The organism is Leptolyngbya sp. AN02str, from assembly GCF_050565595.1.
In the GTDB taxonomy this organism is placed as follows: domain Bacteria; phylum Cyanobacteriota; class Cyanobacteriia; order Elainellales; family Elainellaceae; genus Kaiparowitsia.
In genome coordinates this window covers 13,687-32,225 of record NZ_JBNXVR010000017.1, presented here as the reverse complement: position 1 = coordinate 32,225, position 18,539 = coordinate 13,687, and the positions used below count along the sequence as shown (strand labels likewise).

13 protein-coding genes are annotated in these 18,539 nt (G+C 46.4%); 5 read left to right on the top strand and 8 right to left on the bottom strand.

Annotated elements, in window-relative coordinates; all coding sequences use genetic code 11:
• Positions 1-158 precede the first annotated feature (158 nt).
• From ACQ4M4_RS14420 to ACQ4M4_RS14410, 3 genes are all read right to left on the bottom strand, one after another.
• Positions 159-794: a DUF3611 family protein gene (locus tag ACQ4M4_RS14420; RefSeq protein ID WP_430685199.1), complete on the bottom strand. Its 636-nt coding sequence runs from the start codon at positions 792-794 to the stop codon at positions 159-161.
• 644 nt (positions 795-1,438) lie between these two features.
• Positions 1,439-1,858, bottom strand: a complete 420-nt coding sequence (locus ACQ4M4_RS14415; RefSeq protein WP_430685198.1) for a response regulator — start codon at positions 1,856-1,858, stop codon at positions 1,439-1,441.
• A 155-nt stretch (positions 1,859-2,013) separates the two neighbouring features.
• Positions 2,014-2,187, bottom strand: coding sequence for a hypothetical protein (locus ACQ4M4_RS14410; protein WP_430685197.1), 174 nt, complete (start codon positions 2,185-2,187; stop codon positions 2,014-2,016).
• Here ACQ4M4_RS14410 and ACQ4M4_RS14405 point away from each other — a divergent pair.
• Positions 2,186-4,300 carry an ATP-binding protein gene (locus ACQ4M4_RS14405; RefSeq protein ID WP_430685196.1) on the top strand — a complete coding sequence of 705 codons (2,115 nt, stop codon included), beginning with the start codon at positions 2,186-2,188 and terminating at the stop codon, positions 4,298-4,300. The genes ACQ4M4_RS14410 and ACQ4M4_RS14405 overlap by 2 nt on opposite strands.
• A complete protein-coding gene (locus tag ACQ4M4_RS14400; protein ID WP_430685195.1) occupies positions 4,281-6,143 on the top strand; it encodes a response regulator in 1,863 nt (620 codons plus the stop codon). Before ACQ4M4_RS14405 ends, ACQ4M4_RS14400 begins: the two co-directional genes overlap by 20 nt.
• A gap of 340 nt (positions 6,144-6,483) precedes the next feature.
• On the opposite strand, the gene ftnA is transcribed toward ACQ4M4_RS14400, so the two are convergent.
• Genes ftnA through ACQ4M4_RS14380 form a run of 4 tightly spaced genes read right to left on the bottom strand, consistent with a single transcriptional unit; the run spans position 6,484 to position 10,358 of the window.
• On the bottom strand, positions 6,484-7,017 hold the full coding sequence (ftnA, locus tag ACQ4M4_RS14395) for a non-heme ferritin (RefSeq protein WP_430685194.1): 534 nt from the start codon (positions 7,015-7,017) through the stop codon (positions 6,484-6,486).
• 9 nt (positions 7,018-7,026) lie between these two features.
• A complete protein-coding gene (locus tag ACQ4M4_RS14390; protein WP_430685193.1) occupies positions 7,027-7,239 on the bottom strand; it encodes a FeoC-like transcriptional regulator in 213 nt (70 codons plus the stop codon).
• Positions 7,233-9,605, bottom strand: a complete 2,373-nt coding sequence (feoB, locus tag ACQ4M4_RS14385) for a Fe(2+) transporter permease subunit FeoB (protein WP_430685192.1) — start codon at positions 9,603-9,605, stop codon at positions 7,233-7,235. Before feoB ends, ACQ4M4_RS14390 begins: the two co-directional genes overlap by 7 nt.
• A gap of 3 nt (positions 9,606-9,608) precedes the next feature.
• Positions 9,609-10,358, bottom strand: coding sequence for a FeoA family protein (locus tag ACQ4M4_RS14380; protein ID WP_430685191.1), 750 nt, complete (start codon positions 10,356-10,358; stop codon positions 9,609-9,611).
• 478 nt (positions 10,359-10,836) lie between these two features.
• On the opposite strand from ACQ4M4_RS14380, the gene ACQ4M4_RS14375 reads away from it, so the two are divergent.
• Positions 10,837-11,265, top strand: coding sequence for an EamA family transporter (locus ACQ4M4_RS14375; RefSeq protein WP_430685190.1), 429 nt, complete (start codon positions 10,837-10,839; stop codon positions 11,263-11,265).
• An 86-nt stretch (positions 11,266-11,351) separates the two neighbouring features.
• Here ACQ4M4_RS14375 and ACQ4M4_RS14370 read toward each other — a convergent pair whose 3' ends face one another.
• Positions 11,352-12,425 carry a PDDEXK nuclease domain-containing protein gene (locus tag ACQ4M4_RS14370; protein ID WP_430685189.1) on the bottom strand — a complete coding sequence of 358 codons (1,074 nt, stop codon included), beginning with the start codon at positions 12,423-12,425 and terminating at the stop codon, positions 11,352-11,354.
• A gap of 187 nt (positions 12,426-12,612) precedes the next feature.
• Between ACQ4M4_RS14370 and ACQ4M4_RS14365 the strand changes: the two genes are divergently transcribed.
• A complete protein-coding gene (locus ACQ4M4_RS14365; protein ID WP_430685188.1) occupies positions 12,613-16,239 on the top strand; it encodes an ATP-binding protein in 3,627 nt (1,208 codons plus the stop codon).
• A complete protein-coding gene (locus tag ACQ4M4_RS14360; RefSeq protein ID WP_430685187.1) occupies positions 16,202-18,520 on the top strand; it encodes an ATP-binding protein in 2,319 nt (772 codons plus the stop codon). Before ACQ4M4_RS14365 ends, ACQ4M4_RS14360 begins: the two co-directional genes overlap by 38 nt.
• The last annotated feature ends 19 nt before the right edge of the window (positions 18,521-18,539 follow it).

The window sequence follows — 18,539 nt, the reverse complement described above, 5'->3', positions numbered from 1 at the left end:
GCTTTAAGTTTTGCTTCAATGGCGAAACGAAATGGGTCAGCGAATATCACACTCAACCCCTTATTCCAACGTTTGAGATAAAGTATTGGGCATAGAAGATACAGCTCGCAGGAATTAAACTTCAAGAGTCAACTTATCATTGCTAAGATACGACTGACCTAAATTGGGTCCGAGGGGCGGTGCAACCAGTTAAGAATACCGAGTGCAGTTGCTAGACCAACAAAGTGGGCTGTCACCCCCAACGTGTTTGCCGCAGCTGCAAACACATCGAGCGATCGGATAATACGATTTGGATCATAAATAGCAACCCCTTGAGGCTGGGCAACTGATTTTGCCAACAAAACTCCAATTGTTGCCCCATTTCCAAAGATGGTGAGTAGCAACCCAACTAACCCAGTCATGACGGCTAATTTCAACACTTCCATTACCTTCGTTCTTTTAGGGTGAATCTCTGGGTTGGGGTTGCGGAGCCGCTTAGAAAAACGGATCAACCGAAATGCAAGATAAATTCCAAACAGCAGTACCACTAGACCACTTACAGCCCAAAAAATTCCAATTCCTAAACCCGGTGTTGTTGCTTGGGTAGATGGAACACCGACACTCGACGTTCCAGGGGGATCTACAATCTCCTGATTAAAGCTCCGTCCAGACACAGCCAATAGTAATAGCACGCCAGATATTGCTGCTAGGCTGATCTGAATAATAAAGCTGAACCATCCAGCAATCCGTAAAATCGCTGCAACTTTTTGCAAATGAATATTAGGCTTTATCTCTAACTCAACACCGGTTTGCATCGTCAACTTCCTGTAAGCTTGTCTTAAATTTATTGTTTTACTGGTTTAGTTTTATCTGTCTTATGTTGGAAATTGGCTAGCATCGTAAAAAGATTGATGCATTTCCAATCCGTTTTTCAGCCACTCAAAAGATGACACATAGTTGCTTTCGACGCCCATACTTAAGCCTCAATTAACCCTGGCAAGCTCTACAATTTTCTGGAGCGAGAATGTAATAGGGATCAACTCGTTTGCAATCGCCAAGCTCAATCGTACTTCCCAATATCAGCGTCCTGGGCTACGGTATTTAGCTAGCAAGCGATCTTATGGCTGGCAAATTAGAGTTCGACTATGGTTATAGGCAAAAACTTGTCCACCGAGTAAGCAAGAGGTCAGTCAGGCTCCACATCAAATACTCAATTTGTACAGAAGAATCTATACCTTCACTGTAAAAAGCAAAGGTGGAGAACTAGTGGAGATCCAGAAAATCCAGCAATTATCTTCCCTTGTAAATATACATATTTGGCAAGCCATAAGCCTGATTAAAGTCTGTCATCCATCAATAGAAACATATGAAAAAATCAAACTTTAATCGTTCTCAACATAACAGTAATTTTAGATGATGATCACCCTAAGGTGGTTGCTTAATACTGCCGCTGCACATTTCAGGACTCAAGTTCATTGCTGAGTAATTGATCGACTTGATCAGCTAACCTCATCGGGTCAAAAGGTTTTTTGATGATTCCTAACACCTTGAGATGAGCGAATTGATCGGCCTCAATTGCTTGCCCCTTGGCTGTTAACAATACAACAGGAATTTGATTGGTATCGTCTCGCGATCGCAATTCCTGCAGAACCGCTAGCCCATCCATTTCCGGCATCATCAAATCTAACAAAATAACATCAATATAGAGTTTTTGGGCTTTTCCTAAGGCTTCAGCTCCTGAGCCCGCTGTTACAACCTGCCAGCCCCCCATAATTTCCAAACATGTCTTCACTAAATTTTGCAAATCAAACTCATCATCAACTACTAATATTTTTCGATTCACAAATGCCTTCTCCCAAGATCTATAGGTTTTCTGCATAACTGCATGCTATCGATTTCAAGTCGCTTTAAGATTTCCAGCGAAGTGTCATAGCTCAGCTAGTGTTGGCGTCAATATTCTGAAGGGTACACTATTGGCTATTTCTTAAAAAAGCTAATTCCACTAGACGCTTGCCCTTGCTTACTCGGAAAATATCATTTTGTTTTGGACAAATTTATATCTATGGTAAGACCTTTAATTCCAGCTTTAATGAAAGAATGAAATAAAAATAATCCTCTTTTCAAAGGAATAGGTCTATCTGTGGATATGAAAACTTGCTGATTTTCATTAACACTTTGCCATAGGGCAACATCAAGCAATGTCAACATGGTGCGAATGAAGCAATCTTGGGTATTACGCTATGGCGTTGCAGTGTTTTTCTCCTTCGCAGCATTAGCTTTAACGCAGATGCTGTGGCCTTACATGGAGCCAGCACTCTATCCCTTCTTCTTAGCATCTGTCATGTTGAGCTCATGGTTAGCGGGATTCGGTCCAGGGCTAGTTTCAACCTTGTTTGGGGCGCTTTTGAGCGAGTATTTCTTCTTGCCACCCCAAGAATCGTTTGCCATTAGCTTGGAAAATGGGAGCCGTATTAGCTATTTTGCGGGTGTTGCTATTTTAATTTGCACGCTTAATGCAAGAATTCGGTATGCTCAACGTTATGCTGAAATTAGTGCAGCCGAAGCACAACATAATCAAGATCTTCTATTACAAAACCAGAAAAATCTCCAACAAAGTGAAGAGCGATTTCGTTTATTGGTTGAGGGAGTAACTGATTATGCCATTTTTATCTTGGATCCAGAAGGGTGCATCCTGAGTTGGACAATTGGAGCAGAGCGTATTTTAGGCTATCAGGAAACTGAAATCCTTGGCCAACCCTTCTCTATTTTATTTACTGAAGAAGCAATTCAGCAAGAACGACCAAGGCAAGTTCTAGACCTAGCCAAAACTCAAGGATTTTGCAAGGAAAATCGTTGGCAGATCCGTAAGGATAAAACTCAGTTTTGGGCACATTGCGTTATTTCTGTTTTGCAAGATGAAGCTGGAAACCTTGCAGGTTTTTCCAAGATTATGCAGGACATTACTGCACGAAAAAAAGCGGAAGAAGAACGTAGCCAACTCCTAAAACGTGAACAGCTAGCCCGGCAAGAAGCAGAGTCAGCAAACCAAGCTAAAGATGAATTTCTAGCATTTCTCTCTCATGAATTAAGAACTCCATTGACTGCCATTACGGGCTGGGTTGGGTTGTTGCGTTCTGGGAAGCTAGATGATGTCAGAACCAAGATCGCTTTGGAAACGATTGAGCGAAATGCTACATTGCAAATGCAGCTGATTGAAGATTTGCTCGACATTTCGCGCATTATTAAGGGCGACCTCTGGCTAGATAGTCAGCCTGTCAGCTTAGTTGACATTATTCAGGAGGCAATCGAAGTTATACGGCCAAAGATTGAAGAAAAACAAATTCATTTTTTGTTTGAGATTAGCTCAATTGATGGAGAATTATTAAATGATCGAAATCGGCAAACTGATCCCATTTCTCTTGTCGTATTAGGGGATGCCGAACGATTACAACAAGTTGTGTTGAATCTACTTTCCAATGCAATTAAGTTTACACCCAACAATGGAAAGATAACGGTTAGTTTATCGGTTGTAAATCGTTTATCAGAAATTCAATCCCCAAGTAAGCTTGATAAAATTAATTCCATTGCTGTTCATTCCCCGAATTATGAGGTTCAACTCCAAGTCAAAGATACTGGCATTGGAATTGAAGCCGAGTTTTTACCCCATGTATTCGATCGTTTTCGCCAGTCTGACAGTACAAACACTCGGTCCTATAAGGGTCTTGGATTAGGATTGGCGATCGCCCGCTATTTGGTGGAGCGTCAGGCTGGTCGGATTTGGGCAGAAAGTTTGGGGAAAGGACAGGGAGCAACGATAACGGTCAAACTCCCCTTACTGCAACCCATTCAGAATAACTGCGATCGCCACTCATTGCAGGCAGACACAACAACCAAATTCAGCCTCAAAGGTTTATCAATATTAGTTGTTGATGATGAAGCAGATACCAGAATTTGGTTGAAAAACATTCTTGAAATGCACCAAGCTAGCGTAATTGCAGTTGGTTCTGCCAATGATGCAATTACCAAATTGACATCTGTTGTGCCGGATGTGGTTGTAAGCGATATTGCCATGCCGGAGAAAGATGGTTACACCTTGATGAATGCATTGAAGCATCATGAACAACAATCTGGGCAAGTCATTCCTGCGATTGCCTTAACAGCTCACGCTAGCGTAGACGATGTTAAAAAATCTCTAGCGGCAGGATTTAGGCAGCATCTTACTAAGCCAATTAAGGGTGAAGACTTGATTACCGCAATCGCAAGCTATTGCAGCAGTAGAATTCTTCGTGAGGGCATCCAGCATGAGAATTCTGGTAGTTGAGGATGATGACTTACTCGCTCAGGCGATAACCAACATTCTTGCGAAACAGCAGCATGTTGTCGACATGGCCTTGGATGGTGATGTTGGACAAAAACTTGCGATCGCCACTTCCTACGATTTAATTGTGCTGGATGTCATGTTGCCGAAACTGGATGGGGTGAGCCTATGTCGACAATTGCGGCAAACTGGGAATCAAGCCCCGATTCTGCTGCTGACTGCCAAAAATAGCCCGGATGATAAAGTCATAGGACTAGATGCTGGAGCCGACGATTATGTAGTTAAACCGGTCAATTTTGACGAGTTCCTTGCTCGTGTCCGTGCGTTATTGCGCCGGGGACTGACAACCCCATCAGTATTGACGTGGACTGATTTAACCTTAGATCCCACATCCCTCGAAGTAACCTATGATGGTCATGCTTTAAATCTCACGGCAACAGAGCATCGATTGCTAGAACTTTTTCTGCGCAATCCTCAGCGTGTTTTTAGTCGTAGCGCGATCGTTGAACACCTATGGGCATTTGGCGACCAACCCGAAGCAGCAACAGTTAAAACGTACATTAAGAACCTGCGTCAAAAGCTCAAAGCCGTTGGTGCACCTACAGATTTGATTAAAACGGTATATGGACTAGGTTACCGCTTAAAACCAGATCCGTATTCTGAAAACGCAGTTGCGCAACCTGCTTATGAGTTGGCTGAACAAAGCTGGAAAGAACAAAAAGTCTTCCATGCAGTGGCCAGAGCAAGAGATAGTTTTAAGAATAAAATTTGCGATCGCCTGCGTATCTTTCAGCAGACTGTGAAGGAATTGGAAATAGGTGTTTTAACCATCGAACTACACAAGCAGGCTATCAATGAAGCACACCGATTTGCTGGAACGCTGGGAACATTTGGATTGACTGAAGCCTCCCAATTCGCAGAGGCAATCGAAAACCTCCTACAAATTTACCCTTTATCATTGGAGCAAGCGCAGCAGCTACGGCAGCTTGTCGAAAAGCTATCTACAGAGCTAGAGACATTTTTGTTTGAGCCAACTTTCAATCCAGAAATTGATTCTACCCATCCTCAACTATGGCTCTTAAGTGATGACAATTCATGGCTACAGACATTGGCTCAGTTTACTGATGCACGATCAATTGAGGTTAAATCTGTCTCAATTCCTCCAGGGGTTGAATGGATCCCTCAAGTCCTACACCGTATTCAGCTTCAACCTCCCAATGTCTTGCTAATCGATGTAGATATCGCTCCATTATCACAAATCACAACGTTGATCACTGAACTATCAGAGCAACTATCAATGCCAGTTCTGGTGATAGCAAAGAACGATGACTTTGCTCAACGGCTTGAGATATCAAAATGCGGTGCATATAGATTTCTATTAAAAACAATGCCACTCCATCTTGTTTTAGACCAGATAACTCAGTCGCTCCAGTATGCCCAACTTAGAGGATCTCGGATCTTAGCGGTTGATAGTGATCGGCAGACTTTAATGAAGATTCGTCATACTTTAACCCCGTGGAGATTACAAGTTAAACTTTTAGACGATCCTCAACAATTCTGGCAAACATTAAACGAGTTTCTTCCTCACCTGCTATTGCTGAGTGTGGATATGCCCAATTTAACCGGCATCGATTTATGCCAGGTAACTAGAACAGATCCATTCTGGAGTCAGATTCCTATCTTGTTTCTAACTTCTCGAGGTAGCACAGAGGCAATTCACCAATTATTTATATTCGGCGCAGATGATTATATATCTAAACCAATTGCCAGGGAAGATTTATTGACTCGAACTCTCAATCGATTAGCTCGATCTGGAGGGAAGAAATCAATTATTTCTCCCGCATAGAATCCATTCCCTCACCCTATCCTCATCGATTCAGCAAATCAGTTCATGATCGTTCAATCTTCAATCAAATCAGTAACTCAGTTCATTGAGTGAACCTAGGCATCTAGTTCCCGGCAGTCTCGTGATAGCCGATCTACAACAGTACGTAGATCGGCTACATCACCCGTTATCACCATCCGCAGCGCCGATCGCATAAGCGCTCTTGGCGAATTCAGGTTGCTCTTCTTCCTGCACTCTGGAACAAAGATTTTCGAGAACCACTAGCTTGCCCGAATTTGGCGATCGCAATCTTTTCAATTATCTAGTGTTCGAGACTAGACAACACATCATGATTCAACCATCAAGCCGGCGTAGTAGACATCGATGTTGTTTCTTTACCTGTAGTGACAGCAAGATTGGCTACCTCGCGATCGATAAAGAATAGACCTTGTCCTTCCGTGCCAATCAGCCTAATTTTGTCGAGAATGCCCTTGAATAAGAATTCTTCCTGATGTTGTTCGGCCACATACCACTGGAGGAACTGTACGGTTGAGTAGTCCGATTCAGTGGTTGCAAGATGAACCAATTCATTGATCTTGCTGGTAATGAATTGCTCATGGCTGTAAATCTTTTCAAACAGTTCCTGTAAGGAATTAAACTCCTTCGGGGGTGCTTCCATTCCACTGATAATGGCAAATGCACCTGTTTCTTGCAGGTAGCTGATGAGGCGGCGCATATGCATCATCTCTTCATCCGCGTGTTGACTGAGGAATGTGGCGCAACCGTCTAACGCTTTATACGCACACCAAGAACTCATTTGTAAATACAGATGAGACGAAAACATCTCCAGGTTAATTTGTTCATTCAATCGATCGGTCATCGCTTTTGATAACATCTCTTTCTCCTAATTTGTCCATTCATAGAATTCGATCGCCTCTGGTGCACACTGACAACAGTGAGAACATTTACTCCCTTCTGTTTTGTGAACCCGTCCCTTGCGAATCAGTTGATTTAGCATTCCTCGCAATGCATCGGCATCAGTATGGAAATGCTGTTCAATCTCGTGTAAAGAGGCTCGACGCTGTCGTTGCAGGTAAGTTTGCAAGTCTCTTAGCATACTCTATCTCGTCTGCCGCAAGTACGCTGTCCTTTGCGATCGCTAAACGTTCTCAGCCCAAACACGGTTCCTGCCATGACCAACATCAGCCCAACCAACCAAGCGATCGCACTCACTGGGTACTGATTCAGCCTCATGAACTGGTAGTAGAACGTAGCAGCCCAATAAGCCAACCCCGTTGTCCAAGCTCCCACAAAAATTGTCCAACCCAGGTTTGTTTCCCGATAAACAACTGCAGTCGCGGAAATACAAGGAAAGTATAGCAAGACAAACAGTAGAAAAGAAATTGCAGCAGTCGTGCTACCAAAGCGGAGTGCCATCTGCCCAAAAGTGGTGTAGTGAATTTCCTGAGCTTCGGCAAGGGCTTGCTGGTCATTCGTGTTGCTTAAAATGCCCAGTCCAATTGGGTCAAGTACCTGATTGGTCAAGTCTGCCAGGTTGTTTGGAATGCTGGCAAAGGCTTCTCCAATACCACCCCAAAAATCAAATACCTCTGGCGGTTCGTTGCTGGCTCCAGTTTCCTGCTGGGCCAGTTGGGTGTAGAGCGAGTCCATCGTGCCAACCATGACTTCTTTGGCAAACACTCCAGTAAACAGCCCGACCGTGGCAGGCCAGTTGTCTTGTTGGATGCCCATGGGTGTAAAAACAGGCGTAATTGTGCGACTAAAAGCACTCAAAATCGAATCCTGGCTGTCGTGCTTCCCGAAAGAACCATCAACCCCGACCGAGTTGATTAATCCTAGAACCAACACCATAATCACGATCATCTTGCCCGCACGGCTGATGAAAGTTTTCAGCCGATCCCATGCACGAATGAGAATGCCTTTAACCGTAGGGATGTGATAGGGAGGCAATTCCATGACAAAGGGGGCTGCTTCCCCTCGAAACAGGGTGTGTTTCATCACCAATCCGGTAAAAATGGCCGCCAAAATTCCCAGGATGTACAGCAGGAAGACAATGTTTTGTCCATTGGTGGGAAAGAAAGCAGCAACAAACAACGCATAAATGGGCAACCGTGCCCCACAGGACATAAACGGATTCATTAAGATGGTCATGAGGCGATCGCGCCGATTTTCCAGCGTTCGGGTTGCCATAATGCCAGGAATATTGCAGCCAAAACTGACCATCATGGGCACAAATGATTTACCAGGAAGCCCCATTAACCGCATCAACCGATCCATCACAAATGCAGCGCGTGCCAGATAGCCCGAGTCTTCCAAAATCGCCAAAAAGATAAACAGCAAACCAATTTGAGGAATAAATGTAGCAGTCGTTTGAATACCGCCCCCAACCCCATCAGCCAACAACCCAATTAACCAACCGGGAGAATTGATTTGCTGAAGCAGATGCGCGGTTCCACCCACAAAAATTGTACCAATGCCGATATCAAAGAAATCAATAAAAGCACCTCCAAAGTTAATGGAGACTAAAAACATGAGATACATCACCACCAAAAAGATGGGAATGCCCCAGAAGCGACTGAGCACCACTCGATCAATGCGATCGGATATGGTTTGTTGCACCACATGAGTACGGTTCAAAACACCCTGAACCAATTGATGAATCCAGGTATAGCGACTGTCCGCAATGATCAGGTCCGTATCTTCACCCAACGTTTGATGGATGCGATGGCGATGAGTTGCAATGCACTGTAGGGTATTGTGTCCTAAATTTGGAAGGTGGCGATCGTCATACTGCAACAGGTTAAGGGCAGCCCAACGAATATGTTTGGTTTGAACATCCGTTTGTGCTTCCAAAAGAGAAACTAGCTCTGTGATGGCCTCTTCAATCACACTGGGGTAAGCGACATAGGTTTGAGGAAGCACCGGATGTGACAAAGCCTGCTGTACTGCCTCCCGCAAAAGCGGCACACCTTTGCCCGTATGAGCACAGAGGGGAATCACCGGACACCCCAACCGTTCAGATAATCGCTGGGGATTCATCTGAATCTCGCGCCGCTCTGCCAGATCCATCATGTTGAGAGCAACCACCATTGGCACGCCCATTTCGAGGATTTGAGTGGTGAGATAGAGATTGCGTTCTAAGTTCGACGCATCAACAATGTTAATAATTACATCTGCTTCACCAGACAGTAAATAATCTCGTGCAACCAGTTCGTCTAATCCGGTAGTGGTATCTTCGGCATCAATGGAATAGACTCCTGGTAAATCAACAACCGTAATCGATTCTCCCTGATGGCGGTAACTTCCTTCCTTGCGCTCAACGGTGACCCCTGCCCAATTGCCCACCCGCTGATTTGCTCCAGTTAGTGCATTAAATAACGTGGTTTTACCGCAGTTTGGATTTCCGACCAATCCGATTGTTTGCTGTTTCGTTTGCGGGTGTTTTTCTGTCAGTTGTGTCATATTTCAGCTCCTGATAGTAGGCACAACAATCAAGGCGTCGGCTTCGGCTTTGCGTAAGCTCAACTGAAATCCTCGTACCGTAACTTCCGTTGGATCCCCCAGGGGCGCGTGACGTTTTACTTGTAATTCCGTTCCTGGGGTTAGCCCCATCGCTAAAAGTTTGCGCTTGTAGTCACGGGCAGTCGGTTCGTAACCAACGACTCGTAATGTGGCTCCGATCGCCACATCCCGTAACTTCACCGTACAAATCTCAACCGAAGAAAGTGCAGACGACGTAGTTTGCATCGTTGTCATCCTATTGCTAAAAAAATCTGGATGCCCATTCGGTATTTGTGCAACATCAATCACCCGAATGCGCTGCGCCATTTTGAACCCTAACCCCAATCGCTGATCCTGAAGTGCCACAATGACGGAGCCTGTCGAGGTGCAGCTAATCACCTCTAGCTCTACTCCTGGCATCAGCCCCATGCCAATGAAACGGTTATTGGCGTCTCCACAATTCAGGGAAACAATCTGAACGCGATCGCCCGTCTGCATAACGGACAAGGGCATTCCTTTCGGGGCGCGCTTGGTTTCTGCCAAACGGGTCGGTGAACTGAATAAGCCATGAGAGCCTTCGACCATGTCACTCTCGACCATGTCACTCTCGACCATGTCACTCTCGACCATGTCACTGAGGTAAATAAACCCCTGCCAATTTGAGGAATTCGCGCAATTAAGCTCATCCTGCATGCGATTATCTTCCTTGCTCATAGATCTTCCTCAACGGCAACTTACTGATAAATTCTCTCAAATGTGCCCAGCGAATCTCGCCTGACAAACATAACTCAAAAGCTATTAAGCAATCAAGTCATATTTTTATCAATCGACACAGCTTTTTCAGAAAATTACTCTCAAAAACCGATTCATCCTTTTAACTGATTGCAAAAAATTAAGCTCTCAGATGAGAGGCGATCGCGTTGAATGATAACCTGTCAACAGCGCCATGCGAGTTCAACAGGTCTCAGCGGGAGTAGGCCCTAAAAAAGTCTAATGAGAATTAATTTTAATAATGGCATCAAGTTCGATATCGACCCTGGTTTTAATCAAGCCTTAAGAAATTAAAGTGAGTGGCTAGCATTCCATCAATGATGCTTCCAACTTTGTAGGGTCATATTCTATGGATAAACCGATGGTGACAAATGGAGAGACGTATCATGAGCAGCACAACAATAGCTGAGATAAGAAAATAATGGGGTACGAGAAAGCCTGGTGGATCTTCGCCCTACTTTCCGCGTTTTTTGCAGCGCTAACAACAATCTTTGCCAAAGTTGGAGTTGAGAATGTCGACTCTACTCTGGCAACCGCCATCCGGACAGTGGTTATTCTGGCGATCGCATGGGGTATTGTCTGGGTGAATGGTCATGTTCAGGACGTGTTTTCTATCTCACACAAAACATTGCTATTTCTGGTTCTTTCTGGAGTGGCAACCGGATTATCTTGGCTGTGTTACTTCAGAGCGTTACAAATTGGCAATGCGTCGTTAGTTGCACCCGTTGATAAGTCAGGGTTGGTTTTGGTGCTGCTCCTATCTGTTTTATTTTTGGGTGAGCCGTTAACCCTCAAAGTGGTTTTAGGAACCGGCCTCGTCCTGATAGGAACATTCGTGCTGATTTTGTAACGGATCGTTGAGTCGTGGCGATCGCCCAGACTTTCAATCAGCAGATTTCTGCTAATTCGAATCAACGATGATTTGAATTGTGCAACCTAGTCCAAATTCGACTGAGATGAATTCCGATCCTCTGCTTGTGTTAAGCCTGAAAGGGCAGCATTGAGTTCTGTTTCTAGTTGCTCAACAGTTGGCAGGCTATCTTTCAACTGTTCGGGCAATTGATGGGTTGCAACTGCCATGGGAGTATTGATATTTCGCAGTGCATACTCAGCAATGGTTCGATCTTTTGACCGACACAGCACGATACCAATCGTCGGGTTATCATCTGGGTGCCGAAGCAAATCATCCACAGCCGAAATGTAGAAGTTCATTTTGCCGGTATATTCGGGCTTGAATTCTGTCACCTTGAGATCGATCACAATAAAGCAACGAAGCTTTAGATGGTAAAATAACAAATCCAGAAAATACTCATTGCTGGATACTTCGAGGCGGTACTGGTTGCCAACAAAGGCAAAACCAACGCCCAACTCTAGGAGAAAATCCCGAATATGATCCACGAGCGCCTTCTCCAATTCGCGCTCCTGAAACGACTCCCCCAGGGCCAAAAAGTCGAGGTGATAGGAGTCTTTGATGAGCTGTTGCGCTAAATCTGACTGGGGAGAGGGTAAGGTTCGTTCAAAGTTGGTAATTGCCCCACCCTGGCGTTGAAACAAGCCAGTTGCGATCTGAATCGCCAAACCATCCCGGCTCCAGCCATGTTCAAGAGATTTCTGGGCATACCATACTCGCTCCTCTGGATCTTTCAGTTTGTCCAGCAGAATTTGATTGTGTCGCCATGGAATTAGTCCAGCGCATCGCTGGACTAATTCTTCGTCTGGCCATGCCTGGGCAAACGCCCGCATATACAGGAGGTTCGTACGGGAGAACCCTTTCATGGTGGGGAACTCTTGCTTCAGATCCTTGGCCAGCCGTTCAATTACTTTGGCTCCCCACCCTTGCATGTGCTGACGAGCCAAGATTTCTCGACCAATGTGCCAGTACAGAATGACCAATTCTTGGTTAACTGCCAGCGATGCCCGTATCTGTGCACTGCGGATTCGGGTCTTTAGGCTACTTAAGAAGTCCGTATAGGCTTCATCGCTCGGAAATAGGGATGACGGCTTCGGCATGGCAGGAGATAAGGGATGAGCTGTTTTAGCTTAGTACACAGGTTGCGAAGACCGCGATCGCCCCGTGGTCAGTTAAACAAAGCGCGTTCCTCGTGGGACCAGAGGATCGGGTATCTGTTGGGTTAGCCTGGAGAGCGGGAACTCTATGGATAAGACTGATCTCTCCACATCGCGTTCTCTTGGTTCTATGATCTCTTTAGTCGGCACCTCTGCTCACGCCCTTGATACGATTTCTGGCTACACGATTGTTGAGCAACTGTATCTGGGATCTCGAACAGCGGTTTATCGAGCAGTACAAACCACCACTCAACAATCGGTGATCATCAAGGTGCTGCAGCGAGAGTACCCTAGCTTTGGAGAGTTGGTGCAGTTTCGCAACCAGTATACAATCGCCAAACATCTGTCCATTCCTGGCATCATTCAACCGCTTGGGCTAGAACCGTTGGGCAAAGGCTACGCGTTGGTGATGGAGGATTGGGGTGGCATCGACTTAGGGCACTACCTTCAACGGCATAGCCCAACGCTGGAAGAAGTGTTGGCGATCGCCATCCAACTAGCTGACATTCTGCACGACTTAGCTCAACACCGGGTCGTCCACAAAGATATTAAACCCTCCAATATCCTCATTCATCCAGAAACCAAACAGGTCAAGCTCATTGACTTCAGCCTCGCGTCGTTACTACCCAAAGAAACCCAAGAAATCCAAAGCCCCAACACCTTAGAGGGAACGCTGTCCTACCTGGCTCCAGAGCAGACCGGACGCATGAATCGGGGAGTGGATTATCGAGCAGACTTTTACGCTCTGGGTGTAACCCTGTACCAACTGTTCACCGGGGTTTTGCCCTTTACCACAGACGATCCGCTGGAATTGGTACATTGCCACATTGCAAGAATGCCCACCCCCGTTGAGCAGGTCAACGCCGCTGTGCCCGCCATCGTGGGGGCAATCGTTGCAAAACTGATGGCGAAGAATGCAGAAGATCGCTATCAAAATGCGCTGGGTCTCAAACACGACCTCCAGCAATGTTTGAGCCAATGGCAGGCAACCGGAGCCATCGTTCCCTTTCCACTTGGTCAACGGGATGTCAGCGATCGCTTCATGATTCCCGAAAAGTTATATGGGCGCGAAGCAGAAGTTCAAACATTACTGGATACCTTTGAGCGGGTCACTCAAGGAACCCCAGAACTCGTACTTGTAGCAGGGTCTTCTGGCATTGGCAAAACAGCCGTCGTTCATGAAGTCCACAAGCCAATAACTCAGCAGCAAGGCTACTTCATCAAAGGCAAATACGACCAGTTCAACCGCAATATTCCATTTTCTGCCTTTGTTCAGGCATTGCGCAATTTAATGGACCAACTGCTAAGTGAAAGCGACACGCAGCTCAACCAGTGGAAACAGCGCATCCTTTCTGCCGTTGGCGAAAATGGGCAAGTGCTGATTGATGTCATTCCAGAGCTGGAACAAATTATCGGTAAGCAGTTACCGACCATTGAACTCTCAGGGAACTCAGCTCAAAACCGCTTCAACTTGCTATTTCAAAAGTTCATTGCGGTGTTTGCAACTCGGCAGCATCCCCTGGTGATATTTCTGGATGACTTGCAGTGGGCAGATGCCGCTTCCCTCAGCTTGATGCAGGTGTTGTTTGTTGGGCAAGAAATCGGCCATCTGCTCATGATTGGCGCCTATCGAGATAACGAAGTCTCTCCAGCCCATCCCCTGATGCAAACCCTGGGAGAAATCGCCCAAGCTGGCGCAACCCTCACTACAGTGACTCTAGGCTCCCTCAGCCGAGTCGATATGCATCACTTAATTGCAGACACACTCAGCTGTGATCTGGCGAAAGCATTACCCCTCAGCCAATTAACCTATCAAAAGACTCAGGGTAATCCCTTCTTCACCACCCAGTTTCTCAAAGCTCTGCGGCAGGATGGCTACATTGCATTTGAGCCAAATGCTGGATGCTGGCAATGGGATCTGGCTGGTGTGAAAACTTCGGCGATCGCCAATGATGTCGTCGAGTTTATGGCGCTTCAGATTCAGAAAATGCCGCCAGAAACGCAGCAAATGCTGAAGCTGGCCGCTTGTGTGGGAACCCAGTTTGATCTAGACACCTTAGCCATCGTTTCTGAACAAACGGCTGCCCAAGTCGCACTCAAGCTATGGAAGGCACTGCAAGAGGGGTTAATTTTGCCCAGCAGCGACGTTTACAAGGTTTATCAACTCTCGCCAGCGGAACAAACCGCCGAGGCTGCCGATGCTACGGATGAAACCCTGACCCGTCTACAGCAGGCGGGCAACTGCACCTATCGGTTTTTACATGATCGCGTGCAACAAGCCGCCTATACGCTGATTCCAGAAGATCAGAAACAAGCAACCCACTTCAAAATCGGACAGCTGCTTCTCAACAGTACATCGGCAAGCGATCGAGAAGACAAGATCTTTGATATTGTCAACCATTTGAACGCAGGCGTGGAACTCGTGCTATCCCAGGATGAACGGAACCACCTGGCGAACCTGAATCTTTTGGCAGGGCGGAAAGCTCGCTCGTCAACCGCCTATGCCGCCGCCGCTCAGTATTTTGACACCGGAATTCAGCTACTGGCATCTGACAGTTGGCAACATCAATATCATTTGACATTGGCCCTCTATGAAGCGGCCGTTGAAGCCGAATATTTGAACATTCATTTTGCCAAGGCACAAGCCCTAGCAAATGTGGTGGCGCAACACACAACGAATTTGCGCGATCGCGTCAAAATTTACGAGTTACAAATTCAAATGTACATGGCTCAGGCTGAAATGCCCAAAGCCTTGGCAGCAGGGATGTCAGCACTTGAGCTGTTAGGAGTGGACTTGAATGAGGCCCCTTCACTGTTAGACATTCAATTACCCACAGTGGCTGATCTTGAATCCATGCCAACCATGGACGACCCAAATCAGCTTGCCATCCAGCACACCTTAATGGCCTTATTTCCATCGGCCTACACCACCCAGCCAGAGCTGTTGCCGCGCATGGTGACCACCATGATTGCGCTGAGCCTAAAACATGGTCAAGCCTCAGCGACGGCCCTTGGCTATATCTATTACGGGTTATTGTTAGGTGGGTTGGAAGACCATTTGCTGGATACTGGCTATGAGGCAGGCTTACTGGCCCTCAAGCTCGTCGAGCGGTTTTCGGCAAAAGATCTGGAATGCCGAGTGAACAACCTGTTCAACAGCTTTATTAAACCCTGGAAACAGCCCATTCGAGCCACAATCGAACCTCTCACCCGAGCCAGCCACATCGGCTTTGAAACTGGAGATATTGAATATGCTAGCTATGCAACAGCTCATGGTTGTACCCACTCTTTCCTATCGGGAGAACCGTTAGAGGAGGTTCAAAAAAAGCAATCTCTTGCACTGGAGATTCTGCTGAAAACAAAGCAAGACCATGCGCTTTACAATGCAGCAGTTTGGCAGCAGTTAGTCTCAAACTTGCTGGGGGAATCCGAGTCTGTTTTGCAGCTAACGGGCAAGAATTTTGACGAAGCTGAGTTGCTTCCCCTGTTTTGCGCTGGAAACGACCGAACGCTGCCGTTTGCAATGTACGTGGCCAAGTGCATTCTCAACTATCTGTTTGGCGAGTATGAAGCCGCTGCTAACTATGCAGCTCAGGCCACCGATTACATCGCCGCTGTGCCTGGATTTATTACGGTCAGTACTCACAACTTCTATTACTCTCTAGCGCTGCTGGCTCAATGCGATGATTCTTATCAAGCTGAACATAGCCCTGGAGAGGATGTTCAGGCAACTCTCCCAAATTCTTCAACAAGTTGAAGTCAACCAAGCTCACATGAAGGTGTGGATGGTTGATGCACCCGAAAATTTTGAACACAAGTACACCTTGATCGAGGCAGAAAAGGCAAGGCTGCTACAGGATCGGGTTTTGGCCATTGATTTGTATGACCGGGCGATCGCCGATGCCCAAGCCAATGCTTATCTTCAAGAAGAGGCGCTGGCCAATGAACTAGCGGCTAAGTTCTACCTGGCTTGGGGAAAAGTCCGCATTGCCCAGGACTATATGACGCAGGCTTACTATGGCTATGCCCGCTGGGGAGCCAAACCCAAAGTTGCGGATTTGGAACGTCGCTATCCCCATTTGCTGGCTCCTATCCTTCAGCAGTCTTCCACGTCGCCTTCCATTCACGAAACAGTGTTTTCATCAGGAGCCAGTACGTCTAGCAGTTCTGCTTCTACCATCTCGGGTTCACTCGATCTGGCAACGATTTTAAAGGCGTCTCAAACGCTCTCTAGCGAAATTGAACTGGAAAAACTGCTGGCATCGCTGCTATCGATTGTGCTCAAAAGTGCTGGGGCAGATAAATGCGTGTTGATGCTTTTGCGAGACGATCGCCTATTGATTAAAGGATCTATGACGGCAGGATCGCAGCCAATTGTTTTTCAGCGTATTCCTATCGAAGAGAGCCAAGATATTCCTCTAAAACTTGTTTACAAAGTTAAACATGAGGGTCAAACGGTTGTGTTGCTCGATGCGAGTGCAGATGCAACTCTTGCGAGCGATCCCTACATTCGTCGCCAACAACCTAAAAGCCTTCTATGCAGCCCCATTATGCGCCAAGGGGTATTTTTGGGTGTCTTGTACTTAGAAAACAGCCTCGTTGCAGGTGCATTCACCGCCGACCGGGTTGAACTCCTCAATCTGTTGTGCACTCAAGCGGCCATTTCCCTAGAAAATGCTCGACTCTATGCCCAGTCGCAACAACATTCTCAGCAACTGGAGCGATCGCTCAATGAGTTGAGTATTGTCGAAGCCAACCTGCGAGCCTCTCAACAACGAAACCAACTCCTTGTTCAACAAACCCCCCTAGCGATTATCGAGTGGAATATTGATCAGCAAATTACCAGCTGGAATCCAGCCGCAGAAAAAATATTTGGTTACACCCAAGACGAAGTGTTGGGGCGTCCAATTCAACTACTCGTCCCTGAAAGTATTCAAGCCCAAATCGAAAAAATTTCCTCCGAAATTTTGGTGCAGAAGGGCAGCAACTCCAGCGTGAACGAAAACGTGACAAAAGATGGCAGAACTATCTTTTGCGCTTGGTATAACTGTCCTCTTGTCAACGAAGCTGGTGAATTAATTGGAGTTGCCTCGCTGGCAGATGACATTACCGATCAAAAAACTGCTGAATTGAAGCTGCAATACCAAGCAGCAGAACTAGAAGCGGCCCTGAATAATTTGAAGCACGCTCAGTTGCAAATGGTTCAAAATGAAAAAATGGCAACCCTGGGCAACTTGGTCGCAGGCGTGGCTCACGAAGTCAACAATCCCATCGGATTTCTCAATGGCAGCATCAACAATGCCAAAGACTATGTGCAAGATTTGTTTGAGCACCTTGCAACATATCAGCGCCATTTGCCACCGACCAAACCGGTGCAGGAACATGCTGAGGATATCGACCTGGAGTTTTTGCTACAGGACTTGCCCAAGCTACTGAATTCTATGCAGGGAGCCACGGATCGCATTACCAGCATCAGCACAAGCTTACGCACCTTTTCTCGGGCTGATACTGAGCACAAAGTTCGTGCAGATCTGCACGAAGGCATCGACAGCACGATTTTGATTCTGAAATATCGACTCAAGGCCAATGAGTTCCGTCCCGCTATTGAAGTGCTCAAAGACTATGGCGATCTCCCGCTGATTGATTGTTTTCCTGGGCAGTTAAATCAGGTGTTTATGAACATCCTCGCCAATTCAATTGATGTATTTGACGAGCTAGCGCAGCAGCCTGCGTTTGATAAGCATGCAGAGGGTCTGCAACACATTACGATTCAAACCGCAGCACTGCCTGAACAAGATGCGGTGGAGATTCGCATTGGTGACAATGGCCGAGGCATGAGTGAAGAGGTCAAACAGAGAGTATTTGATCATCTCTTCACCACAAAAGAGGTCGGAAAAGGAACAGGTTTAGGATTGGCGATCGCCCATCAAATAGTCGTCGAAAAACATGGGGGTCGTTTAGAAGTGCAGTCAGAGTTAGGAAAAGGAACCGAGTTCTACATCTGGTTACCAACCAAGTCTCCAGGCTCAAGCCGGTAACCCATCCAGACGAGACCTT